We start from the raw sequence: 20,771 nt of genomic DNA, 5'->3' as shown, positions 1-20,771 counted from the left end.
AGAACGGCGATGACCGGCCAAGCACAGACACTGGCCCCGGGCCTCTACTTTCTGGCGACGCCGATCGGCGCCGCGCGCGACGTCACGCTCCGGGCACTCGACATCCTCGCGAGCGCCGACGTGATCGCGGCGGAAGACACGCGGACCCTGCGGCACCTGATGGATATCCACGGCATCGCACTCGGCGATCGCCCGCTCTGGTCCTATCATGATCACAACGGCGAAAGGGTCCGGCCGCGGATCCTCGCGGCCTTGGCCGAGGGCAAGTCGGTCGCCTATGCCTCCGAGGCCGGCACGCCGCTCGTGGCCGATCCCGGCTATCAGCTCGGGCGCGCCGCGATCGCGGCAGGGCACCTCGTCATCGCCGCGCCGGGGCCGTCGGCGGCGCTGGCGGCGCTCACCGTTTCGGGCCTGCCATCGGACAGGTTCATGTTCGCCGGTTTCCCGCCGTCGGGTGCGGGCCAGAGGCGGCAGTGGCTGGCGGAACTGGCCGCGGTTCCGGCGACGCTGATCCTCTACGAATCGCCCAAGCGGATTCGGGAATTGTTAGCGGATCTGGCGGTAAGCTTCGGAGCGGAACGGCAGGCTGCGGTCTGCCGCGAATTGACGAAGCGATTCGAGGAAGTCACCCGAGGGTCTCTGGCCGAGCTCGCGGCGGCCTTCGCGGATCGGAGCGTGAAGGGCGAGATTGCCGTCGTGATCGACCGGGCGCGGGCCAGGGCGGCCGATCCGGCGGAGATCGAGCGGGCACTGAGGGAGGCGCTGGAATGCCATTCGACGAAGGATGCGGCGGCGGTGGTCGCGGAAACGCTCGGTTTGCCGCGTCGGCAGGTCTACCAGATCGCGCTGAAACTCGGCGACGACGACTGACGGGCGCGGTCGCCCATCACGGCGGCCGGGCGGCCGAGGACCAGGTCGAGGCGCTCTACACTGGCGCAGGGTATCAAATCGCGGCGCGGCGCTGGCGCGGCCGGGGCGGCGAGATCGACCTGATCGCGCGGGACGGGAACGTCGTGGTCTTCATCGAGGTCAAGCGCGCGGCAACCCACGCCTGCGCGGCCGAGCGGCTGTCCGCGCGGCAGGCGGAGCGCATCTACCGGACGGCGTCGGAGTTCCTCGAGGGCGAGCCGGCGGAACAGAACAGCGAGGTCCGGTTCGACGTCGCGCTGGTCGATGGCCAGGGCAGGATCGAGCTTGTTCGAAACGCGATCGGAGTCTGATCGCGGATTGCATCCCGCCGCCGGCTCGGTCATCAATCGGGACCGGTCGTAGCAGAGAAAGGCGGACGCGCATGGCACTCAAGGTCGCGGTCCAGATGGATCCCATCGAGCGCATCAACATCGATGCGGATTCGACCTTCCGCATCGCGCTCGAGGCGCAGGCGCGCGGGCATGAGCTGTTCTACTACACGCCGGGCCGGCTGTGCTATCGCGAGGGCCGGGTGACCGTTTATGGCTGGTCGCTCGAGGTGCGGCGCGAAAAAGGGAACCACTTCACGCTCGGAACCGAGACCGAGGTCGATCTGGCCGATTACGACGTGGTCTGGCTGCGCCAGGATCCGCCCTTCGACATGGGCTACATCACAACGACCCACATTCTCGACATGATCCACCCGAAGACGCTCGTGGTGAACGATCCGTTCTGGGTGCGGAACTACCCCGAGAAGTTGCTCGTCCTCAACTTCCCGGAGCTCACGCCGCCGACGCTGATCGCCCGTGACCTCGATGCAATCCGCGCATTCAAGGCGCGTCACGGCGACATCATCCTCAAGCCGCTCTACGGCAATGGCGGTGCGGGTGTGTTCCGGCTCGACCCGAATGACCGCAATCTCGCGTCGCTGCACGAGCTCTTCATCGGCATCAGCCGCGAGCCGCTCATCGCCCAGAAATATGTGCCCGCCGTGGTCAAGGGCGACAAGCGCATCATCCTCGTCGATGGCGAGCCCGTCGGCGCTATCAACCGGATCCCGGCCGAGGGCGAGACCCGGTCGAACATGCATGTTGGTGGCCGGCCGGAGCCGGTCGGGCTGACCGAGCGCGACCGCGAGATTTGCGCCGCTATCGGGCCGACGCTGCGCGAGAAGGGTCAGGTCTTCGTCGGGATCGATGTGATCGGTGACTGGCTGACCGAGATCAACGTGACCTCGCCCACGGGGATTCAGGAGCTCGAACGCTTCGACGGGACCAATGCCGCGGCAAAGATCTGGGAGGCGATCGAGGCGAAGCTGGCTGCGCGGTGAGCCTGCGGCTGCGTCTGTTGAACGCCGCCCTGGTGGCTGTCGTCAAGCCGCAGCTTCGCCACATGTCCAACCCCCTCGCGGCCCGGCGCGGCTTCGAGCGGTTCGCGCGGGCGTTCCTGGCCCGGCCGAGCGGTGTCATCGTCGAGCGGGAGCATCCTGAAGAGGCTCCAGAGCTTTTCTGGCATCGCCCCGCCGCGGGGCGGCCCAAAGTTCTGATCTACTTTCACGGCGGCGGTTACATCGCCGGCTCTCCGCGGACCCATCACGGCCTGCTGGCCTCGCTCGCGAAGGTCGCCGGCATCGCCGTCTGCACGCCGCGCTATCGGCTCGCCCCGGAGCACCCTTTCCCGGCCGCGCAGGATGACGCCTACGCGGCCTGGCGGCACCTGCGCCAGACGGGTTTCGCACCCCGCGACATTGCGCTTGCCGGCGACAGCGCGGGTGGGGGGCTTGCGCTGTCGCTGGTCGCGCGGCTCTGCGCCGAGCACACGCCGCCCGCCGCCGTGGCGGTCTTTTCGCCCCGGACGGACCTGACGGGATCGGGCGCCTCCTGCCGAACCAACGCCGGGCGGGATCCGTTTCTGCCGGTTGAGCGGCTCGCCGAGCTTGCGGGCCATGCGCTGGCCGGGCACGATCCGCGCGACCCGCTCGTCTCGCCGCTCTTTGCCGGGTTTCCGGCCTCTCCGCCGGTCTTCTTCGCGGTCTCCGAAACCGAAGTGCTGCTCGATGACACGATGCGACTTGCCCGGAGGCTCGAGGCGGAGGGGGTGGAGACGGAGCTTCAGGTCAGCCCCGATAGCCCGCATGCCTGGCCGATCTTCGTCGGCCGCATTCCCGAGGCGGATGCAACCGTCGCGCAGGCCGCGACCTTCCTCGCCCGCCATCTCGGCCTCGCTGGGGGCAGGCTCACCGCTTCTCCTGAACGCTCAGCCGGTAGCTGACGGCCTCGGCCACATGGGGCTTTCGGACCGCCTCGGACCCGGCCAGATCGGCGATGGTGCGGGCGACCCGCAGGATCCGGTGGTAGCCGCGGGCCGAGAGCCCGAAGCGGTCCGCGACGCGGGCGAGCAGGTCCCTCCCTTCGGGATCGGGGCACGCCACTTCTTCCAGAAGCCGCCCCTCGACATCGGCATTGACCCGGACCTCGGGATGGCCCGCGAAGCGCGCCGTCTGCGCCGCCCGCGCGGCGGCGACGCGTTCGGCGACCGTGGCAGAGGCGTCCCCGGTCTCGGGCAGGTCGAGATCGGTATAGGCAACCGGCGGCACCTCGACCCGAAGGTCGATCCGGTCCATCAGCGGCCCCGAGATGCGGCCGAGATAGTCCTCCCCGCATTGCGGTACGCGGGCGCAGGCGCGGGACGGGTCGGTCAGGTAGCCGCATTTGCAGGGATTGGCGGCGGCGACCAGGAGAAAGCGGCAGGGATAGCGGATATGGGCGTTGGCGCGGGCCACGACGACCTCGCCGGTCTCGATCGGCTGGCGCAGCGTTTCGAGCACGGCGCGCGGGAATTCCGGGAACTCGTCGAGGAACAGCACGCCGTTATGGGCGAGGCTGATCTCGCCCGGCTTGGCACCACGCCCGCCGCCGACGATGGCGGCCATCGAGGCGGTGTGGTGCGGCTCGCGGAAGGGGCGGGTGCGGCTGATCCCGCCCTCGTCGATGAGCCCCGAAAGCGAGTGGATCATCGAGGTCTCGAGCGCTTCGACGGCGGTCAGCGGCGGCAGGATGCCCGGAATCCGCGCGGCCAGCATCGACTTGCCGGAGCCGGGTGTGCCGACCATCAGCAGATGGTGCCGCCCCGCCGCCGCGATCTCCAGCGCGCGCTTGGCGCGTTCCTGGCCCTTGACGTCGCGCAGGTCGCGGTGCGCGGGGTCGCGCCGGACCTCGCCGGGCGTCGCGGGCGCGATCGGCGCCTGGCCGGTATAGTGCCGCAGCACATCGGCGAGCGAGGACGCCGCGATCACCGTCGTCGCCCCGACCCAGGCGGCTTCCGGCCCGCAGGCCTTGGGGCAGAGGAGCGTCCGTTCCTCCTCGGCCGCCGCCATCGCCGCGGGCAGCGCGCCGATCACCGGGACGAGCCGGCCGTCGAGCGACAGCTCGCCCAGAGCCACGGTCGCCTCGACCTCCTCGCGCGGCAGGATGTCGATCGCGGCCAGGAGTGCCAGCGCGATCGGAAGGTCGAAATGCGAGCCCTCCTTCGGCAGGTCGGCGGGCGAGAGGTTGATCGTGATCCGCTTCGACGGCAGCGCGATCGAAAGTGCGGTCAGCGCCGCGCGGACCCGGTCGCGCGCTTCGCTCACCGCCTTGTCGGGCAGGCCGACGACCGCGAAGGCCGGCATGCCTGTCGCGACCGCGCATTGGACCTCGACGATGCGCGCCTCCACGCCCTCGAATGCCACCGTGTAGGTGCGCGCCACCATCCGCCGTCCCCTTCCAACTGGTTAACGGCTACTCGGGCGGGGTTTAGGAATGGTTAACGCGCGATCATTGCCATGAAGGCGGGCCAGGCTTCGGGGTCGTGGAGCGTCTTGTCGCGGCAGAACGGATTGCAGAAGCCCCAGACGCGGCCGTCGAGGCGGAGGAAGTCGGTCACCGGCTTGCCGGAATAGGGGCAGACCGCGTTTTCGGAGGGGCCGTCGGCGGCCGTTGCGGGAAGCGGCGCGGGGCCGGGCCAGGGGCGCTCGGGATAGGGCATGGCATAGCTCGGCTGGAGGCGGTTCTCGGCCTCGCCCATTGCCCGCCAGCGGCGGAAGGCGGGGTCGGCGAGATGCGCGGTCACATAGTCCATCGCCGCCGCCGATACAGGAAGGTTGTAGCTGGCGATCCGGGTCGCCACCGGGGAGAAGAAGGCGTCGGCGGCGGTGTAGCGGCCGAAGAGCCACGGGCTCTCTCCGCCGAACCTCTCGCGGGCGCGGGCCCAGATGCGTTCGATCCGGTCGAGGTCAGCCAGCACCTCGGCGCGCGGCGCGCTGTCGGCGTAGCTTTTCAGGAGATTCATCGGGCAGGCGCCCCTGAGCGCGGAGAAGCCCGCGCACATCTCGGCCGCCATGTAGCGCGCCATCGCGCGGGCGGCGGGGTCCTCGGGCCAGAGCCGCGCATCGGGGTGGCGTTCGGCGAGCGTCTCGGCGATGGCGAGGCTTTCGCCGATCACCTCGCTGTCGGGCAGGCGCAGCGCGGGCACGAGCCGGGCTGGGGCGAATTCGGCGAGCAGGCGGTCGAAGTCGTCAGTGTAGAGCACGCCGGAATGGCATTCGACGGGCAGGCCGAATTTCTCGAAGAGAAGCCAGCCGCGCAGCGACCAACTCGAGTGGGAGCGGTCGCCGATGGCGAGGTGATAGGTCATGTCGTGCCTCCGTTTTCCCGCTTGCTAGCCCGAGGGGCGATCCGGCGTCACGTTCATCTTTGTGGGTGTCGCCATCACGGTCCGTGATGGCCCACGCGGCTTGTCTTCCGCCCGGGCGCGACCTAATCCTTGGGAACCCCAGCGAGTGAGGCCTCCATGCTTTCGGGCAAGCGCATCCTTCTGATCATCGGCGGCGGCATCGCGGCCTACAAGGCGCTCGACCTGATCCGGCGGCTCCGGGAGCGGGGCGCCTCGGTGACGCCGGTGCTGACGCGGGCGGGCGAGGAATTCGTGACGCCGCTGTCGGTGGCGGCTCTGGCGGGCGAGAAATGCTACCGGCATCTCTTCGACCTGACCGACGAGGCCGAGATGGGGCATATCGAGCTTAGTCGAGCGGCGGACCTGGTGGTCGTCGCCCCGGCAACGGCGGACCTGATGGCGAAGATGGCCGGGGGGCATGCCGACGATCTCGCCTCGACGCTGCTGATGGCGACCGACAAGAAGGTGCTAATCGCGCCGGCGATGAACGTGCGGATGTGGCTGCATCGGGCGACGCAGCGCAACATCGCCACGCTCAGGGCCGACGACATCCGCCTCGTCGGACCGAGCGAGGGCGACATGGCCTGCGGCGAATACGGGCCGGGGCGGATGGCGGAACCGCTGGAGATCGTCGCGGCGGTCGAGGCGGTGCTGGGCGACGGGCCGCTCGCCGGGCGGCATGTGATCGTGACCTCGGGGCCGACGCACGAGCCGATCGACCCGGTACGCTACATCGCCAACCGCTCCTCGGGCGCACAGGGCACGGCGCTGGCGCGGGCTTTGCGCGACCTCGGGGCGCGGGTGACCTTCGTGACCGGCCCGGCGGCGGTGCCGGCACCGGGCGGGGTCGAGGTGGTTCGGGTCGAGACCGCGGTGGAGATGCTGGCGGCGGTCGAGGCGGCCCTGCCCGCCGATGCCGTCATCTGTGCGGCGGCGGTGGCCGACTGGCGGGTGGCCAACGCGGCGGGATCGAAGATGAAGAAGGACGGCTCCGGCAAGGCGCCGGCGCTGGATTTTGCCGAGAACCCGGACATCCTCGCGACGGTGGCGCAGCGGAACAAGGGGCGACCGGGGCTGGTCGTGGGTTTTGCGGCCGAGACGGACGACGTGGTCGCCCATGCGACGGCGAAGCGGGCGCGCAAGAAATGCGACTGGATCGTCGCCAATGACGTGCGGCCCGCGACCGGGATCATGGGCGGCACCGAGAACGCGGTGACGTTGATCACGGAAAGTGGCGCCGAGGAATGGCCGCGGCTGCCGAAGGACGAGGTGGCGCGACGGCTCGCGACGCGGATCGCCGGGGCGCTTGGCGCGGGCGGATAGGGCGGATGCCTCCGGCGGGGATATTTTCGGCAAGATGAAGGGGCAAGCGATGCGACCCACGATCCGGGTTCTGCGCGAGGAATGGGCCGATCCGGCGGTGCCGCTGCCGTCCTATGCGACGGCGGGGGCGGCGGGGGCCGATGTCCGCGCGAACCTGCCCGAGGCGGAGCGGGCGGGGGGGCTCGTGCTTGCCCCGATTGCGCGGCGGCTGGTGCCGACCGGGCTGCGGCTCGAGATCCCGGAGGGGTTCGAGGTGCAGGTCCGGCCGCGCTCGGGCCTCGCGCTGAAGCACGGGATATCGCTCCCGAACACGCCGGGCACGATCGACAGCGACTATCGCGGGCCGCTCGGGGTGATCCTGATCAATCTCGGGGCCGAGCCCTTTGTGGTCGGTCACGGCGACCGGATCGCGCAGCTCGTCGTCGCGCCGGTGGTGCAGGCGGGTTTTGCCGAGGCGGCGGAGCTTGGGGACACCGCGCGCGGCGGGGGCGGTTTCGGCTCGACGGGCGCGCGATGATGGTTGCTCTGATCGCCGCCGCGCTGGTCGCGCTCGGGTTCGTGCTGCGGCTGCCGGGCCGGGTCGTGCTAGGGATGCTCGGGATGCTCTGGCTTGGCGTTCTGGTCGCGCATCTCGCCTTGCCGTCCGGCCATCCGCTGGCCGCGGCGCTCGGCGGGGACTGGCGGTCCTGGGCGGCGCTCGGTCTTGGGGGGGCGCTGGTCCTTCTCTACCGCGCCGTGCTGGTGCAGCTCAAGAACCGGGCGCGGCCGGTCGCGGTTGCCGAGGGCGGCACGTTCTCGACCGCGGAGCTTGACCGCTATGCCCGCCACATCGTGCTGCGCGAGGTCGGCGGCATGGGCCAGCGCCGGCTGAAGGAGGCGAAGGTGCTGGTGATCGGCGCAGGTGGGCTCGGCTCGCCCGCGCTCCTTTATCTCGCGGCGGCCGGGGTCGGCACGATCGGGGTGATCGACGATGACGAGGTGTCGAATTCCAACCTGCAGCGGCAGGTAATCCATACAGACGCAAGGATCGGCCAGCCCAAGGTCTTTTCCGCTGAAGGAGCGATGACGGCGCTCAATCCCTTCATCACCGTCAAGCCCTACAACCGGCGGCTCGGCGCGGCCGAGGCGGAGGCGCTTTTCGCGGAATACGATCTCATCCTCGACGGGTCCGACAATTTCGACACGCGCTACATGGTGAACGCGGCGGCGGTGGCGGCGAAGCGCCCGCTCCTCTCGGCGGCGATCACCCAGTGGGAGGGGCAGATCAGCCTTTACGATCCCGCGAAGGGGGCGCCCTGCTATGCCTGCATCTTCCCCGAGCGGCCCGCCGACGGGCTGGCGCCCGCCTGCGCCGTGGCGGGGGTGATGGGGGCGCTGCCGGGCGTGGTCGGCTCGATGATGGCGGTCGAGGCGATCAAGGAGATCACCGGTGCGGGCGAGGGGCTGCGGGGCCGGATGCTGATCTACGACGCGCTTTACGGCGAGAGCCGCCAGATCATGCTGAAGCGCAGTCCGGGCTGCGCGGTCTGCGGGTAGGACGGTCCTCGGGGGCGTCGAGCCCCCTCGGCCCGGCCTCCGGCGGGAGTATTTCGGGACAGAAAGTGGGAAAGGGTTCTGGCCTTTGCCGGTGCCTGTGCCTAGCTTCACCCGGCAAAGGAGACCGCCCCATGACCAATCCGCTGCTTCAGCCCTGGACCGGCGCCTTCGCGCTGCCGCCCTTCGCCGAGATCCGCGACGCCGATTTCGCCCCCGCCTTCGAGGCCGCGTTGGCCGAGGCCCGTGCCAATGTCGCGGCGATCGCCGGTTCATCGCAACCGGCCAGTTTCGCGAATACAGTCGAGGCGCTGGAACTGGCGGAAGAGGCGCTCGACCGGGTTTCGGCGGTGTTCTTCAACCTCGCAGGCGCCGAATCGACGCCCGAACGCGAGGCGTTGCAGCGCGACCTGGCGCCGAAGCTCGCGGCTTTCGCCTCCGAAGTGACGATGAATGCCGCGCTCTTCGCCCGGATCGAGGCGCTCTGGGCCGCGCGGGACACGCTTGGCCTGAATGCGGAGCAGGCACGGGTGCTGGAGCTTTACCGGCGCATGTTCGTCCGCGCGGGTGCGGCGCTGGACGAGGCGGGGCGGGCGCGGATGGCCGCGGTGAAGGAGCGTCTTGCGGTGCTCTCGACCGCCTTCACCCAGAACCTCCTTGCCGATGAGCGCGACTGGGCGATGCCGCTCGCGGAGGCCGATCTCGCGGGGCTGCCGGATTTCGTCGTCGCCGCCGCGAAGGCCGCGGCGGAGGAGCGTGGGGCCGGGGGGCACATGCTCACGCTCAACCGCTCGCTCGTCGTGCCGTTCCTGCAGTTCTCGTCGCGCCGCGATCTGCGGGAGACGGCCTATGCGGCCTGGGTCGCGCGCGGCGAGAGTGGCGGCGCGACCGATAATCGGGCGATTGCCACCGAGATCCTCGCGCTCCGCGAGGAGCGGGCGAAGCTCCTCGGCTACGAAAGCTTCGCCGCCTACAAGCTCGAACCCGAGATGGCCAAGACCCCGGAGGCGGTGCGCGATCTCCTGATGCGGGTCTGGGAGCCCGCGAAGGGGAAGGCAGAGGCCGATGCTGCTGTCCTCACCGCCATGATGCACGCGGACGGGATCAACGGCGATCTCGAAGCCTGGGACTGGCGCTATTATGCCGAGAAGCGCCGGCTTTTCGAGCATGAGCTCGATGAGGGCGAACTGAAGCCCTATTTCGGGCTCGAGACCATGATCGAGGCCGCCTTCGACTGTGCCGCGCGGCTCTTCGGGCTGGCGTTCCGGCCGCTCGACGTGGCGCTCTATCACCCCGATGCCCGGGCCTGGGAAGTTACCCGCGACGGAAACCATGTCGCGGTGTTCATCGGCGACTATTTCGCGCGGGCCTCGAAACGGTCCGGCGCCTGGTGTTCTTCCTTCCGCAGCCAGCGCAAGCTCGGGGTGGCGCAGCGGCCCGTCGTCGTCAATGTCTGCAACTTCGCCAAGCCGGCCAGGGGGGAGCCCGCGCTTCTGTCTTGGGACGATGCACGCACGCTCTTTCACGAGTTCGGCCATGCGCTCCACGCGATGCTGTCGGACGTGACTTACGGCTTCATCTCCGGCACCTCGGTCGCGCGCGATTTCGTGGAACTGCCGAGCCAGCTTTTCGAGCACTGGCTCGAAGTGCCCGAGGTGCTCGACCGCTTCGCCCGACATGCCCGGACCGGGGTGCCGATCCCGGCGGCGCTGCGTGACCGTCTGCTCGCAGCCTCGACCTATGATCAGGGCTTTGCCACGGTAGAATACGTCGCCTCGGCGCTCGTCGATCTCTCGTTCCACGAGGGCGCGGCGCCGGCCGATCCGATGGCGCTGCAGGCCGAGGTGCTGGCCGGGATCGGCATGCCGCACGCGATCCGCATGCGCCACGCGACGCCGCATTTCGCCCATGTCTTCGCCGGGGACGGCTATTCCTCGGGCTATTACAGCTACATGTGGTCCGAGGTGATGGATGCCGATGCATTCGAGGCGTTCCGGGAGGCGGGCGACGCCTTCGACCCCGCCACCGCGCAACGGCTGGAGGCGAACATCCTCTCGGCCGGCGGCTCGCGGGAGGCCGAGGATCTCTACGCGGCATTCCGCGGCCGGATGCCGGGGGTGGAGCCGCTCCTGAAAGGCCGCGGCCTGCTTGCGGAAACCGTGCCCGAGCGGGCCTGAAGGGGGCGGGGTGGAGAGCGACTTTCTCATCGTCGGCGGCGGGATCGCCGGCATCTCCGCCGTCGCGCGACTTGCGTCGCTGGGCACGGTGACGCTGCTCGAGGCCGAGTATCACCTCGCCTACCACACGTCCGGCCGCTCCGCCGCGCTCTTCGAGCCCTATTACGGCCGCGCGCCGGTCGTTGCTCTGTCGCTCGCGAGCGAGGCGCATCTGCGCCACGCCAATGGCGGCGTGCTCAGCCCGCGCGGCATGATGCTGGTCGCGGGGGCAGGGGAGGACGCTGCCTTCGAGACCGACCGCGCCGCGCTCGGCCTCGACGAGATCGCGGTTGCCGACGCGCTGGCCAGACTGCCGGTGCTCAGGGCCGAAGCGCTTTCCCGCGCCGCCTTCGCCGACCACGCCTGGGACATCGACACCGACCGGCTGATCCAGGACTTCGCGCGTGAGGCGAGGGCGGCAGGCGGGCGGATCGTCACCGGCGCCCGCGTCACCGGGCTTGACCGCGAGGGCGGCATCTGGCGCGCCGAGACGGCAGAGGGCGCTTTCGCGGGACGCATTCTCGTCAATGCCGCCGGCGCCTGGGCCGATACCATCGCCGGCCTGGCCGGGCTGCGACCGATCGGCCTCACGCCGCACCGCCGCTCGATGGCGCGGATCCCCGCGCCCGGCGGGCATGATGTCTCGCGCTGGCCGCTTGTCATGGGCGCGGGTGAGACCTGGTATGCCAAGCCCGATGCCGGCGCGCTCATCGTCTCGCCGGCCGAGGAGGATCCGACCCATCCGCACGACGCCTGGGCCGACGACATGGTGCTGGCCGAGGGCCTCGCGCGCTACGAGGCGATGGTCAGCGAACCCGTGACCCGGCTTCTCGCTTCCTGGGCGGGCCTCAGGACCTTCGCGCCCGACCGGGTGCTGGTTATCGGCCCTGACCCTGCCGAACCTTCCTTCTTCTGGCTCGCCGGGCAGGGCGGCTACGGCTTCCAGACCGCGCCGGCCGCGAGCCGTCTTGCCGGCGATCTGATCGCCGGGCGCGCCCCGGAAATCGACGCCGCCACCGTGAGCGCCCTTTCGCCGAAGCGGTTTTCGTGACATCCTGTTTCGAACAGGCAAGAAAATAAAAAAGGGACAGAACAATGCGGCCGATCGGGCGGTTTCTGGCAGTACTCACCCTTCTCGCTATGGCCGGATGCGGCGGCGGCAATGGCCGCGTCGCCGGTATCCCGCAGCGGTTCAGCGACATCGACCCCTATGACTGGCGCGGCATCACGCCCGCGCACCACCCGGTACACGGCGTCGACGTCTCGCGATACCAGGGCGCGGTCGACTGGCACCGGGTCAGGGGCTCCGGCGTCTCCTTCGCCTTCATCAAGGCGACCGAGGGCGGCGACTACGCCGATCCGCTGTTCTTCCAGCACTGGGCGGGCGCCGCCCAGGCCGGCATCCCGCGCGGCGCCTATCACTTCTACTACCTCTGCCGTTCGGCGGTCGAACAGGCGCAGTGGTTCATCGCCAACGTCCCGGCCGAACGCGGCACGCTGCCGCCGGTCCTCGACGTCGAGTGGAACAACACTTCGCGGACCTGCCGCTCGCGTCCGGATCCGGAGGTGATCCGCTCCGAGATCGAGACCTTCCAGCGCATCGTCGGCGCCCGCTTTGGCCAGCGCCCGGTGATCTACACCGCGGTCGACTTCTGGCGCGACAACGAGCTCTGGAAGCTCCGCGGCGAGGAGTTCTGGCTGCGCTCGGTGGCCGGCCACCCGAGCATCAAGTATCCCGGCCAGGACTGGAGCTTCTGGCAATATACCGGCACCGGCGTGGTTCCGGGCATTTCCGGCGAGGCCGACCTCAACGCCTTCGCGGGCTCCGAGGCTGCCTGGTCCGCCTGGCTCGCGCGGCGCAGTCTCTGACGTTACGTCACATTCCATTTCTGGAATAACTTGACGCAGGTCAAGGCCGGTCTCTCACGCCCGTGCGACTGGGCGCTGACAGGTTACCGGAGGCCGAGATGAGCTACATCGACGAGATCAAAGCGACACGCGCCGAGCTGCGTACGCTCTACAGGACCATTCCCGCCGCGACCGAGGGCTTTTCGCAGCTCTCGGCCGCGGTGAAGGACAACGGTCCCCTGAGCGTCAAGGAAAAGGAATATGTCGCGCTCGGCATGGCGGTCGCGCTGCGTTGCGAGCCCTGCATCAACTTCCACGTCGAGGCGCTGATGAAGGCCGGCGCCACCCGCGCGGAGCTGGGCGACGTGCTCGCGATGGCGATCCAGATGGGGGGCGGGCCGACGCTGATGTACTCCGCAGCAGCCCTCGCCTGCTGGGACGAACTGGCGGCGGCAAAGGAATAGGGCCGGTCTCCCGGCCCCTTCTTCTTTTCCGAAATATCCCGGGGGTCCGGGGGCAGCGCCCCCGGCCTTGACCGCAGGATCAGCCGTTGACGCGGATGCGCTCGTTCGACGGGTCGAACGGGCTGTCCTCGACGACCACGGCATCCCATTCCTGGCGCAGCATCCGCACCTTCAGCTTGGTGCCGACTTCCGCCAGTTCCGGGCTGACATAACCCATGCCGATCTGCTTGTTGAACGCCACCGAGTAGCCGCCCGAGGTCAGGCGGCCGACCTTCTTGCCGTCGACGAGGAGCGCTTCCTTGCCCCAGGGATCGGTGTCCGACGGCCCGTCGATCAGCAGGGTGACGCATTTGAAGCGCACACCGGTGTCGATCATCGCCTGCTTGCCCTGGAAGTCCTTCGAGAGATCGATGAAGCGGTCGAGACCGGCCTCGGCGGGCGTCGCGTCGCGGCCGAGCTCGGTGCCGAAGGCGCGGTAGGACTTCTCCTGGCGGAGCCAGTTCTGGGCGCGGGCGCCGACGAGCTTCATGCCGTGCTTCTCGCCCGCCTTGAGCAGCAGATCCCAGAGGTAGCGCTGCATCTCGATCGGGTGGTGAAGCTCCCAGCCAAGCTCCCCGGTATAGGCCACGCGGATCGCGTTGACCGGGCACATGCCGAGCTCGACCTTGCGGGCCGAGAGCCAGGGGAAACGCTTGTTCGACAGCGCCGTCTCCGGCTCGGCATCCTTGATGATCTCCTTCAGGATGTCGCGCGACTTCGGACCGGCAATGGCGAAGACGCCCCACTGGGTGGTGACGTCATGCATGTCCACATGCGCGCCGCCGTTCGCGATGAAGTCCTCGATCGACTTCTTCAGGTAGTCGGCGTCATAGGCGGTCCAGGCACCGGCGGAGACGAGGTAGTAGTCGTTCTCGCCGTTGCGCACGATCGTGTATTCCGTCCGCGTCGTCCCCGTGGGCGTCAGCGCATAGGTCAGGTTGATGCGGCCGACCTTCGGCAGCGCGTTGCAGGTGAACCAGTCGAGGAACGCCGTCGCACCCGGGCCCCGCACGATGTGCTTGGTAAAGGCGGTCGCGTCGATCAGGCCAGCGGTCTCGCGGATCGCCTTGGCTTCGTCCACGGCATATTGCCACCAGCTGCCACGGCGGAAGGAACGCGAGTCATGGTCGAACGACTCGGGCGCATCCTTCGGGCCGTAATAGTTCGGGCGTTCCCAGCCGTTGACCTGACCGAACTGCGCGCCAAGCGCCTTCTGGCGGTCATAGACCGGGGCCGTGCGCAGCGGGCGGCAGGCTTCGCGCTCTTCGTCCGGGTGGTGCAGGATGAAGACGTGCTCATAGCATTCCTCGTTCTTGCGCGCCGCGTATTCGGTCGTCATCCACGAGCCGTAACGCTTCGGATCGAGCGAGGCCATGTCGATCTCGGCTTCGCCGTTGACCATCATCTGCGCGAGGTAGTAGCCGGTGCCGCCTGCGGCGGTGATGCCGAACGAGAAGCCCTCGGCGAGCCACATGTTGCGCAGGCCCGGTGCGGGACCGACCAGCGGGTTGCCGTCCGGCGTGTAGCAGATCGGGCCGTTGAAGTCGTCCTTGAGGCCGACGGTCTCCGAGGACGGAATCCGGTGGATCATCGACATGTATTCGGCCTCGATCCGCTCCAGGTCGAGCGGGAAGAGGTCAGCGCGGAACGATTCCGGCACGTCGTAGAGGAAGCGGGCCGGCGCATTGCGCTCATAGGGGCCAAGGATCCAGCCACCGCGCTCCTCGCGGACATACCACTTGGCGTCCGCGTCGCGCAGCACCGGGTGCTCGGGGTTGTTCTTGCGGTATTCCTGCAGCATCGGGTCCGGCTCGGTCACGATATACTGGTGCTCGACCGGGATCGCCGGGATCTTGATACCCAGAAGCCGCGCGGTGCGCTGGGCGTGGTTGCCGGTCGCGGTGACGACATGCTCGGCGGTGATAACGGTCTGTTCTTCGGAGGGGACGAGGTTGCCGCCCTTCTCGACCATCTTCGTGCAGGTGACCTGCCACTCGGAGCCGGTCCACTTGTAGCCATCGACCTGCCACTTGCGCTCGATCGTGACACCCAGCTGGCGCGCGCCCTTGGCCATCGCCTGGGTCACGTCGGCGGGGTTGATATAGCCGTCCTGCGGATGGAAGATCGCGCCCTTCAGATCCTCGGTGCGGACCAGCGGCCAGCGCTCCTTGATCTCTTTCGGGGTCATGAATTCATGGTAGACGTCGCAGGTCTCGGCGACCGAGGAGTAGAGCATGTATTCGTCCATGCGCTCCTGCGTCTGCGCCATGCGCAGGTTGCCGACGACGTAGAAACCCGCGTTCAGCCCGGTTTCGGCCTCGAGCGTCTTGTAGAAGTCGACCGAGTACTTGTGGATGTGGGTCGTCGCGTAGCTCATGTTGAAGAGCGGCAGCAGACCGGCGGCGTGCCAGGTCGAGCCCGAGGTCAGCTCGTCGCGCTCCAGGAGCATCGTGTCCCAGCCGGCTTTGGCCAGGTGATAGGCAATCCCGGTACCGACGGCACCGCCGCCGACGACAAGGGCTTTGACATGGGTTTTCATCGGGCCGACTCCTCGGGTCAATTTTCTGGCCCCTATCTGCCAGAGCCGCAGAATAGCGGAAATGTCAGCCCGACCTAAACCGGAGGAAAAACGACATGTGCGCAGGTCGGGGACGCGCTAGACCCTTCTCGCGCCGGCCTCGGCACTCGACCGCGGCTGCGCGGGCGCCTACAACTTCGGCAAACGGGAACCACGACGGGAGTATAGCACATGGCGCGCACGGTGATCATCGATACCCACGGCGGACCGGAGGTGCTGAGGCTCGTGGACCGCGAGGTCGGCGCGCCGGGGCCGGGCGAGATCCGCATCGCCCACCGGGCCTGCGGGCTCAATTTCATCGACGTCTACCAGCGCGATGGGCTCTACAAGCTGCCGCTGCCGGCGGCGCTCGGGATGGAGGCGGCCGGCATCGTCGAGGCGGTCGGCGAGGGTGTCACCCATCTGAAGCCGGGCGACCGCGCCGCCTATGCCTGTCAGCCGCCGGGCGCCTATGCCGAGGCCCGCGTGATGCCCGCCGCGCAGGTCTGCAGGCTGCCGGACGGGATCTCCTTCGAGGAGGGCGCGGCGGCGATGTTGAAGGGTCTGACGGTCGACTACCTCTTCAACCGCACCACGCCGATCGCGAAGGGCGACTGGGTGCTCTTCCACGCCGCGGCCGGTGGTGTCGGCCTCATCGCCTGCCAGTGGGCGCGGTCCGAGGGCATCAACCTGATCGCCACGGCGGGCTCGGACGAGAAATGCCAGATGGCGCTCGAACACGGCGCCGCCCATGCGATCAACTACCGCGAGGGCGACTTCGCTCCGCGTGTGCGCGAGATCACGGAGGGGCGCGGGGTTCATGTGGTAATGGATTCGGTCGGAAAGGACACGTTCGAGGGGTCGCTCGATTCGCTCCGTCCGCTCGGCATGATGATCTCGTTCGGCGCCGCCTCGGGGCCGGTGCCGCCGCTGAACATCATGACGCTCGCCGCCAAGGGATCGCTGAAGATCACCCGCCCGACGATCTTCACCCATATCGCCGATCACGCGACCTGCCAAGAGATGGCGGCGCGGCTCTTTGGCAAGATCACCTCGCGCGCCGTAAGGATCGAGATCGGCCAGAGATTCGCGCTTGCGGACGTCGCCGAAGCCCACCGCGCGCTGGAGGCGCGGCGGACCACGGGCTCGACTGTCCTGACCCTCTGACCGCCCCGCGGCGCGGAGTCGTCGTACCTCACATATCGCGGAGGTCAGTTCTCGGACGTTTCGCAGAACTTGGAGCCGGACTTCCGCGTGCATTCCGAAGCGTCCAGCGGGGCGTCCGTCGCGCGCGGCTTGGAGGAGGGAGCTTCCCTTATGTCTGCTTCAGCCCGCTCGCTATCCGATCCAGAGGCGCCGATAAGGCCGTTGAAACGCAGCGACAGATGAGTCCTAAACCCGTAGGGCTCGTCAGGGTGTGCCCTGCGCGCCAAAAAGTAGTCGAGACCAGTCGTCGTGAGAACCAGAATCGCACAAAACACAAGAACCGGAAATCGATCCACCACAACACCTCGCACTTAACACCTGCGGATGATATCCGCCGTGCGGCGCCTAATCGTGGCAGCGGGGCGAAAAAATCAAGGCTTCAGAGCATTCCCGGCACCACGAGGTCGGGCGGGCGGTGGCCGTCTGCGAAGGTCTTGATGTTGATGATCACCTTCTCGCCCATCTCGGTCCGCCCTTCGACGGTCGCCGAGCCCATATGCGGCAGCAGCACGACGTTGCTGAGTTCGCGCAGGCGCGGGTTGATGTCCTTGCCGTGCTCGTAGACGTCGAGACCGGCGCCGGCGATCTCGCCCGCGCGCAGCATCCGTGTCAACGCGTTCTCGTCGATCACCTCGCCGCGCGAGGTGTTCACGATGACGCCGGTTGGCTTCATCAGCCGCAACCGGCGCGCGTTCATCAGGTGGAAGGTCGCCGGCGTGTGCGGGCAGTTGACCGAGATCACGTCCATCCGGCTCACCATCTGGTCGAGGCTCTCCCAATAGGTGGCCTCGACCTCCGCCTCTTGCTCGGGGCGAAGGCGCTTGCGGTTGTGGTAATGGATCTGCATGCCGAAGGCGGCGGCACGGCGGGCCACGGCGGTGCCGATCCGGCCCATGCCGAGGATGCCGAGCCTGCGCCCGCCGACCCGGCCGCCCATGAAGGCGGTGGGTGCCCAGCCCTGCCACTGGCCCGACTGCATCACCGCAAGCCCTTCGGGGATTCGCCGGGTGACGGCGAGGATCAGCGCCATCGTCATGTCGGCCGTGTCCTCGGTCACGACGCCGGGCGTGTTGGAGATGAGCACCCCGCGCTGGCGCGCCGAATGGACGTCGATATGGTCGACGCCCGCGCCGTAGTTGGCGATCAGCTTCAGCCTTTCACCGGCCTGGGCGAGAAGGTTGCTGTCGATATGGTCGGTGACGCAGGGCACCAGAACGTCCGCCCGCCGCATCGCGGCCGCCAGTTCCTCGCGGGTCATCCGGGTGTCGGGGTCGCGCAACTCGACATCGAAGAGTTCCTTCATCCGCGTCTCGACGACCTCGGGCAAGCGTCGCGTGACGACAACAGTCAGGCGCTGCGATCCCATGGACTTGTCTCCTCTCTTCCAACGGCGCGTTGCTACTGGCAAAGTGCAGCGCAACGGGGCAAGTCACAAGCCCCGAAAGACGGCGCTCGCCACGGCGGGCGAATATCGGGCAGGACATGAGCGGACGAGTGTACACAATGCGCGCGCTGCGGGCGCTGATCGCGTCGATCATCTGTTGCGGCGGCGCGGTGACCGCTGCGGCAGCGGCGGAGACCTTGCGCGGGCCGGTGACGAACCTGCCGCTGCCGCGCTTCGTCTCGCTCAAGGCGGCGGAGGGTAACGTGCGCCGCGGGCCGAGCCTTGAGCACCGGATCGACTGGGTGTTCCGCCACCGCGACATGCCGCTCCGGGTCACGGCCGAATTCGAGCACTGGCGCCGGGTCGAGGACAGCGAGGGGCAGGGCGGCTGGATCTACTACACCCTCCTGTCGGGCGCCCGCACCGTGATGTTCGAGGTGGACAGGACCGCGATGCGGGTCCAGCCCGACCCCGCCGCGCGGGTCGTGGCCGAGGCCGAGGCCGGGGTGATCGGCTGGCTTGGCGAATGCAATCCCGGCTGGTGCCGGATCAGCGCCGGCGGCGAAAAGGGCTGGGTCGCCAAGGAAGCGCTCTGGGGCGTCGCGCCGGACGAGATTCGCGAGTGAGCTCAACCGCGGCGCCCGGCTGTCGCGCGGCGTGGCCAGGAAGCGGCTTCCCGCCCCTCTAGGTCAGCTTGCCGCCTTTTCCGCCCCTGCCACCGCTGCTATGAGCGGCGCAGGGACGGGAGCGGATGATGGGACGCAACGAGACAAGGCTCAACGCTTCGGCCGGCATCGCCTCGGTGGCGGTGGCCTTGATTCTCGTCGCGCTGAAGCTCTGGGCGCTCGGCGCGACGTCCGCGCTCTCGGTCGCGGCTTCGCTCGCGGACAGCGCGCTCGACCTGATGATGTCGCTCGGCGGGCTGACCGCGATCCTCTACGCAGCGCGCCCCGCCGACGAGGATCATGCCTTCGGCCATACTTCGGCCGAGGACCTCGCGGCGCTGGCGCAATCGGTCTTTATCCTGATCTCGGGCGCGGTGATCGGCTGGTCGGCGGTCAACCGGCTCCTGTCCGACAGCCCGCGCGCGCTCGCGGACGAGGGACGCGGCATGGCGGTCATGGTGGTGTCGATCGTGCTCACGGTGGCGCTCGTGCTCTGGCAGCGCCGGGTCGCGCGCCGGACCGGCAGCCGGGTCGTCGCCGCCGACAGCCTGCACTACATGTCCGATCTCCTGCCCGCGCTCGGCGCCATCGCGGCGCTCTGGATCTCGCGCCGCTTCGGCGTCGTCGAGGTCGACAGCGTCGTCGCGCTCGCCGCGGCGGTGATGCTGGTCTTCGGGGCGCTCCGGATCGGCAAGGGCGCCTGGGACGCGCTGATGGACCGCAGCGCCGATCCCGCGCTCATCACCGCAATCGCCGCGATCGCCCGCGACTGGCCGGGCGTGCACGGCTTCCACGACCTCAAGACACGGACCGCGGGCAGCCGGGTCTTCGTCAACATCCATATCGAGCTCGACGGCGACCAGTCCCTGCGCGAGGCCCATGCCATCGGTGCCGGGCTGAGGCGCCGGATCCTCGAGACCTATCCGCAATGCGACGTGATCGTGCACAAGGACGTGGCGCGGGAGACCTGAGAAACGTGACCGCCGGGCGTTGACTCTGCGGATCGGGGCGTTATAAGCCGCCCGTCCCGGGACATCGCGCCCGGGGCTTTCATTTGGTGTTGGTGGACCCCGCAAGGGGAAGCCTGTCGCCCGAAAGGGAAAGGACAACGCCCTTCATGCCGCCTCCGGGCGGCGCCACAAAGAAGGAGATCAGCGGTGACCAAACGCACCTCTGCCAAGTACAAGATCGACCGCCGCATGGGCGAGAACATCTGGGGCCGTCCGAAGTCCCCGGTGAACCGCCGCGAATACGGCCCCGGCCAGCACGGCCAGCGCCGCAAGACCAAGCTTTCCGACTTCGGCACGCAGCTGCGCGCGAAGCAGAAGCTCAAGGGCTACTACGGCGACCTGACCGAGAAGCAGTTCCGCCGCATCTACGGCGAAGCCGAGCGCGTCAAGGGCGACACCGGTGAGAACCTGATCGGCCTCCTCGAGCGCCGTCTCGACGCCATCGTCTACCGCGCCAAGTTCGTTCCGACGATCTTCGCCGCGCGTCAGTTCGTGAACCACGGCCACGTCACCGTGAACGGCAAGCGCGTCAACATCGCGTCCTACCGCGTCAAGGAAGGCGATGTCGTCGCCGTCCGTGACAAGTCGCGCCAGCTCGCCATCGTGCTCGAGGCCGTCGGCCTCGCCGAGCGGGACGTGCCGGACTACATCGAGGCCGACCATTCCAAGATGACCGCGACCTTCGTGCGCACCCCGGCGCTGGGCGACGTGCCCTACGCCGTGCAGATGGAACCGCACCTCGTCGTCGAATACTACGCGAAGAACTGATCCTTCGCGGGAGAGTTCGGAAAGGGCCGCCTTTGGGCGGCCCTTTCTTTTTCAGTCTTGGGCCGCCGCGGTTCCCGCGAGCTCGGTTCTGACACCCATGCCGTTCGAAATGTCGGGGGGCTTGTGTTACTACAGG

At 68.6% G+C, this 20,771-nt stretch carries 19 protein-coding genes; 15 read left to right on the top strand and 4 right to left on the bottom strand.

The annotated features are described in order from the left end of the window. Positions 1 to 9: 9 nt before the first annotated feature. From rsmI to OEZ60_RS14430, 4 genes are all read left to right on the top strand, one after another. The gene (rsmI, locus tag OEZ60_RS14445; protein ID WP_263337617.1) at positions 10 to 870 is read left to right on the top strand and encodes a 16S rRNA (cytidine(1402)-2'-O)-methyltransferase; all 861 of its coding nucleotides are present in this window, start codon (positions 10 to 12) and stop codon (positions 868 to 870) included. Then, entirely contained in the window at positions 867 to 1,220 is a 354-nt protein-coding gene (locus tag OEZ60_RS14440; protein ID WP_263337722.1) for a YraN family protein, read from the top strand. Before rsmI ends, OEZ60_RS14440 begins: the two co-directional genes overlap by 4 nt. Before the next feature lie 71 nt (positions 1,221 to 1,291). Continuing rightward, positions 1,292 to 2,239 (top strand): glutathione synthase, encoded by a 948-nt coding sequence (gshB, locus tag OEZ60_RS14435; RefSeq protein WP_263337614.1) that lies wholly within the window; start codon positions 1,292 to 1,294, stop codon positions 2,237 to 2,239. Between the two features lie 17 nt (positions 2,240 to 2,256). Next, positions 2,257 to 3,180: an alpha/beta hydrolase gene (locus OEZ60_RS14430; RefSeq protein ID WP_263337612.1), complete on the top strand. Its 924-nt coding sequence runs from the start codon at positions 2,257 to 2,259 to the stop codon at positions 3,178 to 3,180. Here the strand turns inward: OEZ60_RS14430 and OEZ60_RS14425 are convergent. Both OEZ60_RS14425 and OEZ60_RS14420 read right to left on the bottom strand, forming a co-directional pair. Next, complete coding sequence (locus tag OEZ60_RS14425; protein WP_263337610.1) at positions 3,146 to 4,660, bottom strand: YifB family Mg chelatase-like AAA ATPase; 1,515 nt, start codon at positions 4,658 to 4,660, stop codon at positions 3,146 to 3,148. The genes OEZ60_RS14430 and OEZ60_RS14425 overlap by 35 nt on opposite strands. Before the next feature lie 53 nt (positions 4,661 to 4,713). Further along, positions 4,714 to 5,583 (bottom strand): glutathione S-transferase, encoded by an 870-nt coding sequence (locus OEZ60_RS14420; protein ID WP_263337607.1) that lies wholly within the window; start codon positions 5,581 to 5,583, stop codon positions 4,714 to 4,716. A 156-nt stretch (positions 5,584 to 5,739) separates the two neighbouring features. Between OEZ60_RS14420 and coaBC the strand changes: the two genes are divergently transcribed. The 7 genes from coaBC (at position 5,740) to OEZ60_RS14385 (ending at position 13,006) form a co-directional block, all read left to right on the top strand. Then, a complete protein-coding gene (gene coaBC, locus OEZ60_RS14415) occupies positions 5,740 to 6,945 on the top strand; it encodes a bifunctional phosphopantothenoylcysteine decarboxylase/phosphopantothenate--cysteine ligase CoaBC (protein WP_263337604.1) in 1,206 nt (401 codons plus the stop codon). Positions 6,946 to 6,994: 49 nt separating this feature from the next. Beyond that, positions 6,995 to 7,462: a dUTP diphosphatase gene (gene dut, locus OEZ60_RS14410; protein WP_263337602.1), complete on the top strand. Its 468-nt coding sequence runs from the start codon at positions 6,995 to 6,997 to the stop codon at positions 7,460 to 7,462. Next, positions 7,459 to 8,481 (top strand): HesA/MoeB/ThiF family protein, encoded by a 1,023-nt coding sequence (locus OEZ60_RS14405; RefSeq protein WP_263337599.1) that lies wholly within the window; start codon positions 7,459 to 7,461, stop codon positions 8,479 to 8,481. Before dut ends, OEZ60_RS14405 begins: the two co-directional genes overlap by 4 nt. Before the next feature lie 131 nt (positions 8,482 to 8,612). Continuing rightward, positions 8,613 to 10,655 carry a M3 family metallopeptidase gene (locus tag OEZ60_RS14400; protein WP_263337596.1) on the top strand — a complete coding sequence of 681 codons (2,043 nt, stop codon included), beginning with the start codon at positions 8,613 to 8,615 and terminating at the stop codon, positions 10,653 to 10,655. 10 nt (positions 10,656 to 10,665) lie between these two features. Next, the gene (locus tag OEZ60_RS14395; protein ID WP_263337593.1) at positions 10,666 to 11,745 is read left to right on the top strand and encodes an NAD(P)/FAD-dependent oxidoreductase; all 1,080 of its coding nucleotides are present in this window, start codon (positions 10,666 to 10,668) and stop codon (positions 11,743 to 11,745) included. Between the two features lie 44 nt (positions 11,746 to 11,789). Then, positions 11,790 to 12,563, top strand: a complete 774-nt coding sequence (locus OEZ60_RS14390) for a glycoside hydrolase family 25 protein (protein ID WP_263337591.1) — start codon at positions 11,790 to 11,792, stop codon at positions 12,561 to 12,563. A gap of 98 nt (positions 12,564 to 12,661) precedes the next feature. Beyond that, positions 12,662 to 13,006, top strand: coding sequence for a carboxymuconolactone decarboxylase family protein (locus OEZ60_RS14385; protein WP_263337589.1), 345 nt, complete (start codon positions 12,662 to 12,664; stop codon positions 13,004 to 13,006). Positions 13,007 to 13,085: 79 nt separating this feature from the next. Here OEZ60_RS14385 and OEZ60_RS14380 read toward each other — a convergent pair whose 3' ends face one another. After that, complete coding sequence (locus OEZ60_RS14380; RefSeq protein WP_263337586.1) at positions 13,086 to 15,584, bottom strand: GcvT family protein; 2,499 nt, start codon at positions 15,582 to 15,584, stop codon at positions 13,086 to 13,088. A gap of 210 nt (positions 15,585 to 15,794) precedes the next feature. On the opposite strand from OEZ60_RS14380, the gene OEZ60_RS14375 reads away from it, so the two are divergent. Then, positions 15,795 to 16,769 carry a quinone oxidoreductase family protein gene (locus tag OEZ60_RS14375; RefSeq protein WP_263337585.1) on the top strand — a complete coding sequence of 325 codons (975 nt, stop codon included), beginning with the start codon at positions 15,795 to 15,797 and terminating at the stop codon, positions 16,767 to 16,769. A 418-nt stretch (positions 16,770 to 17,187) separates the two neighbouring features. On the opposite strand, the gene OEZ60_RS14370 is transcribed toward OEZ60_RS14375, so the two are convergent. Further along, positions 17,188 to 18,174: a 2-hydroxyacid dehydrogenase gene (locus OEZ60_RS14370; protein ID WP_263337583.1), complete on the bottom strand. Its 987-nt coding sequence runs from the start codon at positions 18,172 to 18,174 to the stop codon at positions 17,188 to 17,190. A gap of 137 nt (positions 18,175 to 18,311) precedes the next feature. Between OEZ60_RS14370 and OEZ60_RS14365 the strand changes: the two genes are divergently transcribed. The 3 genes from OEZ60_RS14365 to rpsD all read left to right on the top strand — a co-directional run bounded on the left by OEZ60_RS14365 (position 18,312) and on the right by rpsD (position 20,635). Beyond that, a complete protein-coding gene (locus OEZ60_RS14365) occupies positions 18,312 to 18,818 on the top strand; it encodes an SH3 domain-containing protein (RefSeq protein ID WP_263337581.1) in 507 nt (168 codons plus the stop codon). Between the two features lie 125 nt (positions 18,819 to 18,943). Further along, the gene (locus OEZ60_RS14360; RefSeq protein ID WP_263337578.1) at positions 18,944 to 19,828 is read left to right on the top strand and encodes a cation diffusion facilitator family transporter; all 885 of its coding nucleotides are present in this window, start codon (positions 18,944 to 18,946) and stop codon (positions 19,826 to 19,828) included. Positions 19,829 to 20,014: 186 nt separating this feature from the next. After that, on the top strand, positions 20,015 to 20,635 hold the full coding sequence (gene rpsD / locus OEZ60_RS14355; RefSeq protein ID WP_263337575.1) for a 30S ribosomal protein S4: 621 nt from the start codon (positions 20,015 to 20,017) through the stop codon (positions 20,633 to 20,635). The last annotated feature ends 136 nt before the right edge of the window (positions 20,636 to 20,771 follow it).

The sequence above is a fragment of the Albidovulum salinarum genome (assembly GCF_025673475.1).
Lineage (GTDB): Bacteria > Pseudomonadota > Alphaproteobacteria > Rhodobacterales > Rhodobacteraceae > Albidovulum > Albidovulum salinarum.
This window is presented reverse-complemented; position numbering and strand designations above follow the sequence as displayed.

What these genes read in the sequence shown, in the direction of transcription:
- rsmI (WP_263337617.1), top strand. Translation starts at nt 10, where the DNA reads ATGACCGGCCAAGCACAGACACTGGCCCCGGGCCTCTACTTTCTGGCG.
- gshB (WP_263337614.1), top strand. Translation starts at nt 1,292, where the DNA reads ATGGCACTCAAGGTCGCGGTCCAGATGGATCCCATCGAGCGCATCAAC.
- OEZ60_RS14425 (WP_263337610.1), bottom strand. Translation starts at nt 4,660, where the DNA reads ATGGTGGCGCGCACCTACACGGTGGCATTCGAGGGCGTGGAGGCGCGC.
- OEZ60_RS14420 (WP_263337607.1), bottom strand. Translation starts at nt 5,583, where the DNA reads ATGACCTATCACCTCGCCATCGGCGACCGCTCCCACTCGAGTTGGTCG.
- coaBC (WP_263337604.1), top strand. Translation starts at nt 5,740, where the DNA reads ATGCTTTCGGGCAAGCGCATCCTTCTGATCATCGGCGGCGGCATCGCG.
- dut (WP_263337602.1), top strand. Translation starts at nt 6,995, where the DNA reads ATGCGACCCACGATCCGGGTTCTGCGCGAGGAATGGGCCGATCCGGCG.
- OEZ60_RS14405 (WP_263337599.1), top strand. Translation starts at nt 7,459, where the DNA reads ATGATGGTTGCTCTGATCGCCGCCGCGCTGGTCGCGCTCGGGTTCGTG.
- OEZ60_RS14400 (WP_263337596.1), top strand. Translation starts at nt 8,613, where the DNA reads ATGACCAATCCGCTGCTTCAGCCCTGGACCGGCGCCTTCGCGCTGCCG.
- OEZ60_RS14390 (WP_263337591.1), top strand. Translation starts at nt 11,790, where the DNA reads ATGCGGCCGATCGGGCGGTTTCTGGCAGTACTCACCCTTCTCGCTATG.
- OEZ60_RS14385 (WP_263337589.1), top strand. Translation starts at nt 12,662, where the DNA reads ATGAGCTACATCGACGAGATCAAAGCGACACGCGCCGAGCTGCGTACG.
- OEZ60_RS14380 (WP_263337586.1), bottom strand. Translation starts at nt 15,584, where the DNA reads ATGAAAACCCATGTCAAAGCCCTTGTCGTCGGCGGCGGTGCCGTCGGT.
- OEZ60_RS14375 (WP_263337585.1), top strand. Translation starts at nt 15,795, where the DNA reads ATGGCGCGCACGGTGATCATCGATACCCACGGCGGACCGGAGGTGCTG.
- OEZ60_RS14370 (WP_263337583.1), bottom strand. Translation starts at nt 18,174, where the DNA reads ATGGGATCGCAGCGCCTGACTGTTGTCGTCACGCGACGCTTGCCCGAG.
- OEZ60_RS14365 (WP_263337581.1), top strand. Translation starts at nt 18,312, where the DNA reads ATGCGCGCGCTGCGGGCGCTGATCGCGTCGATCATCTGTTGCGGCGGC.
- OEZ60_RS14360 (WP_263337578.1), top strand. Translation starts at nt 18,944, where the DNA reads ATGATGGGACGCAACGAGACAAGGCTCAACGCTTCGGCCGGCATCGCC.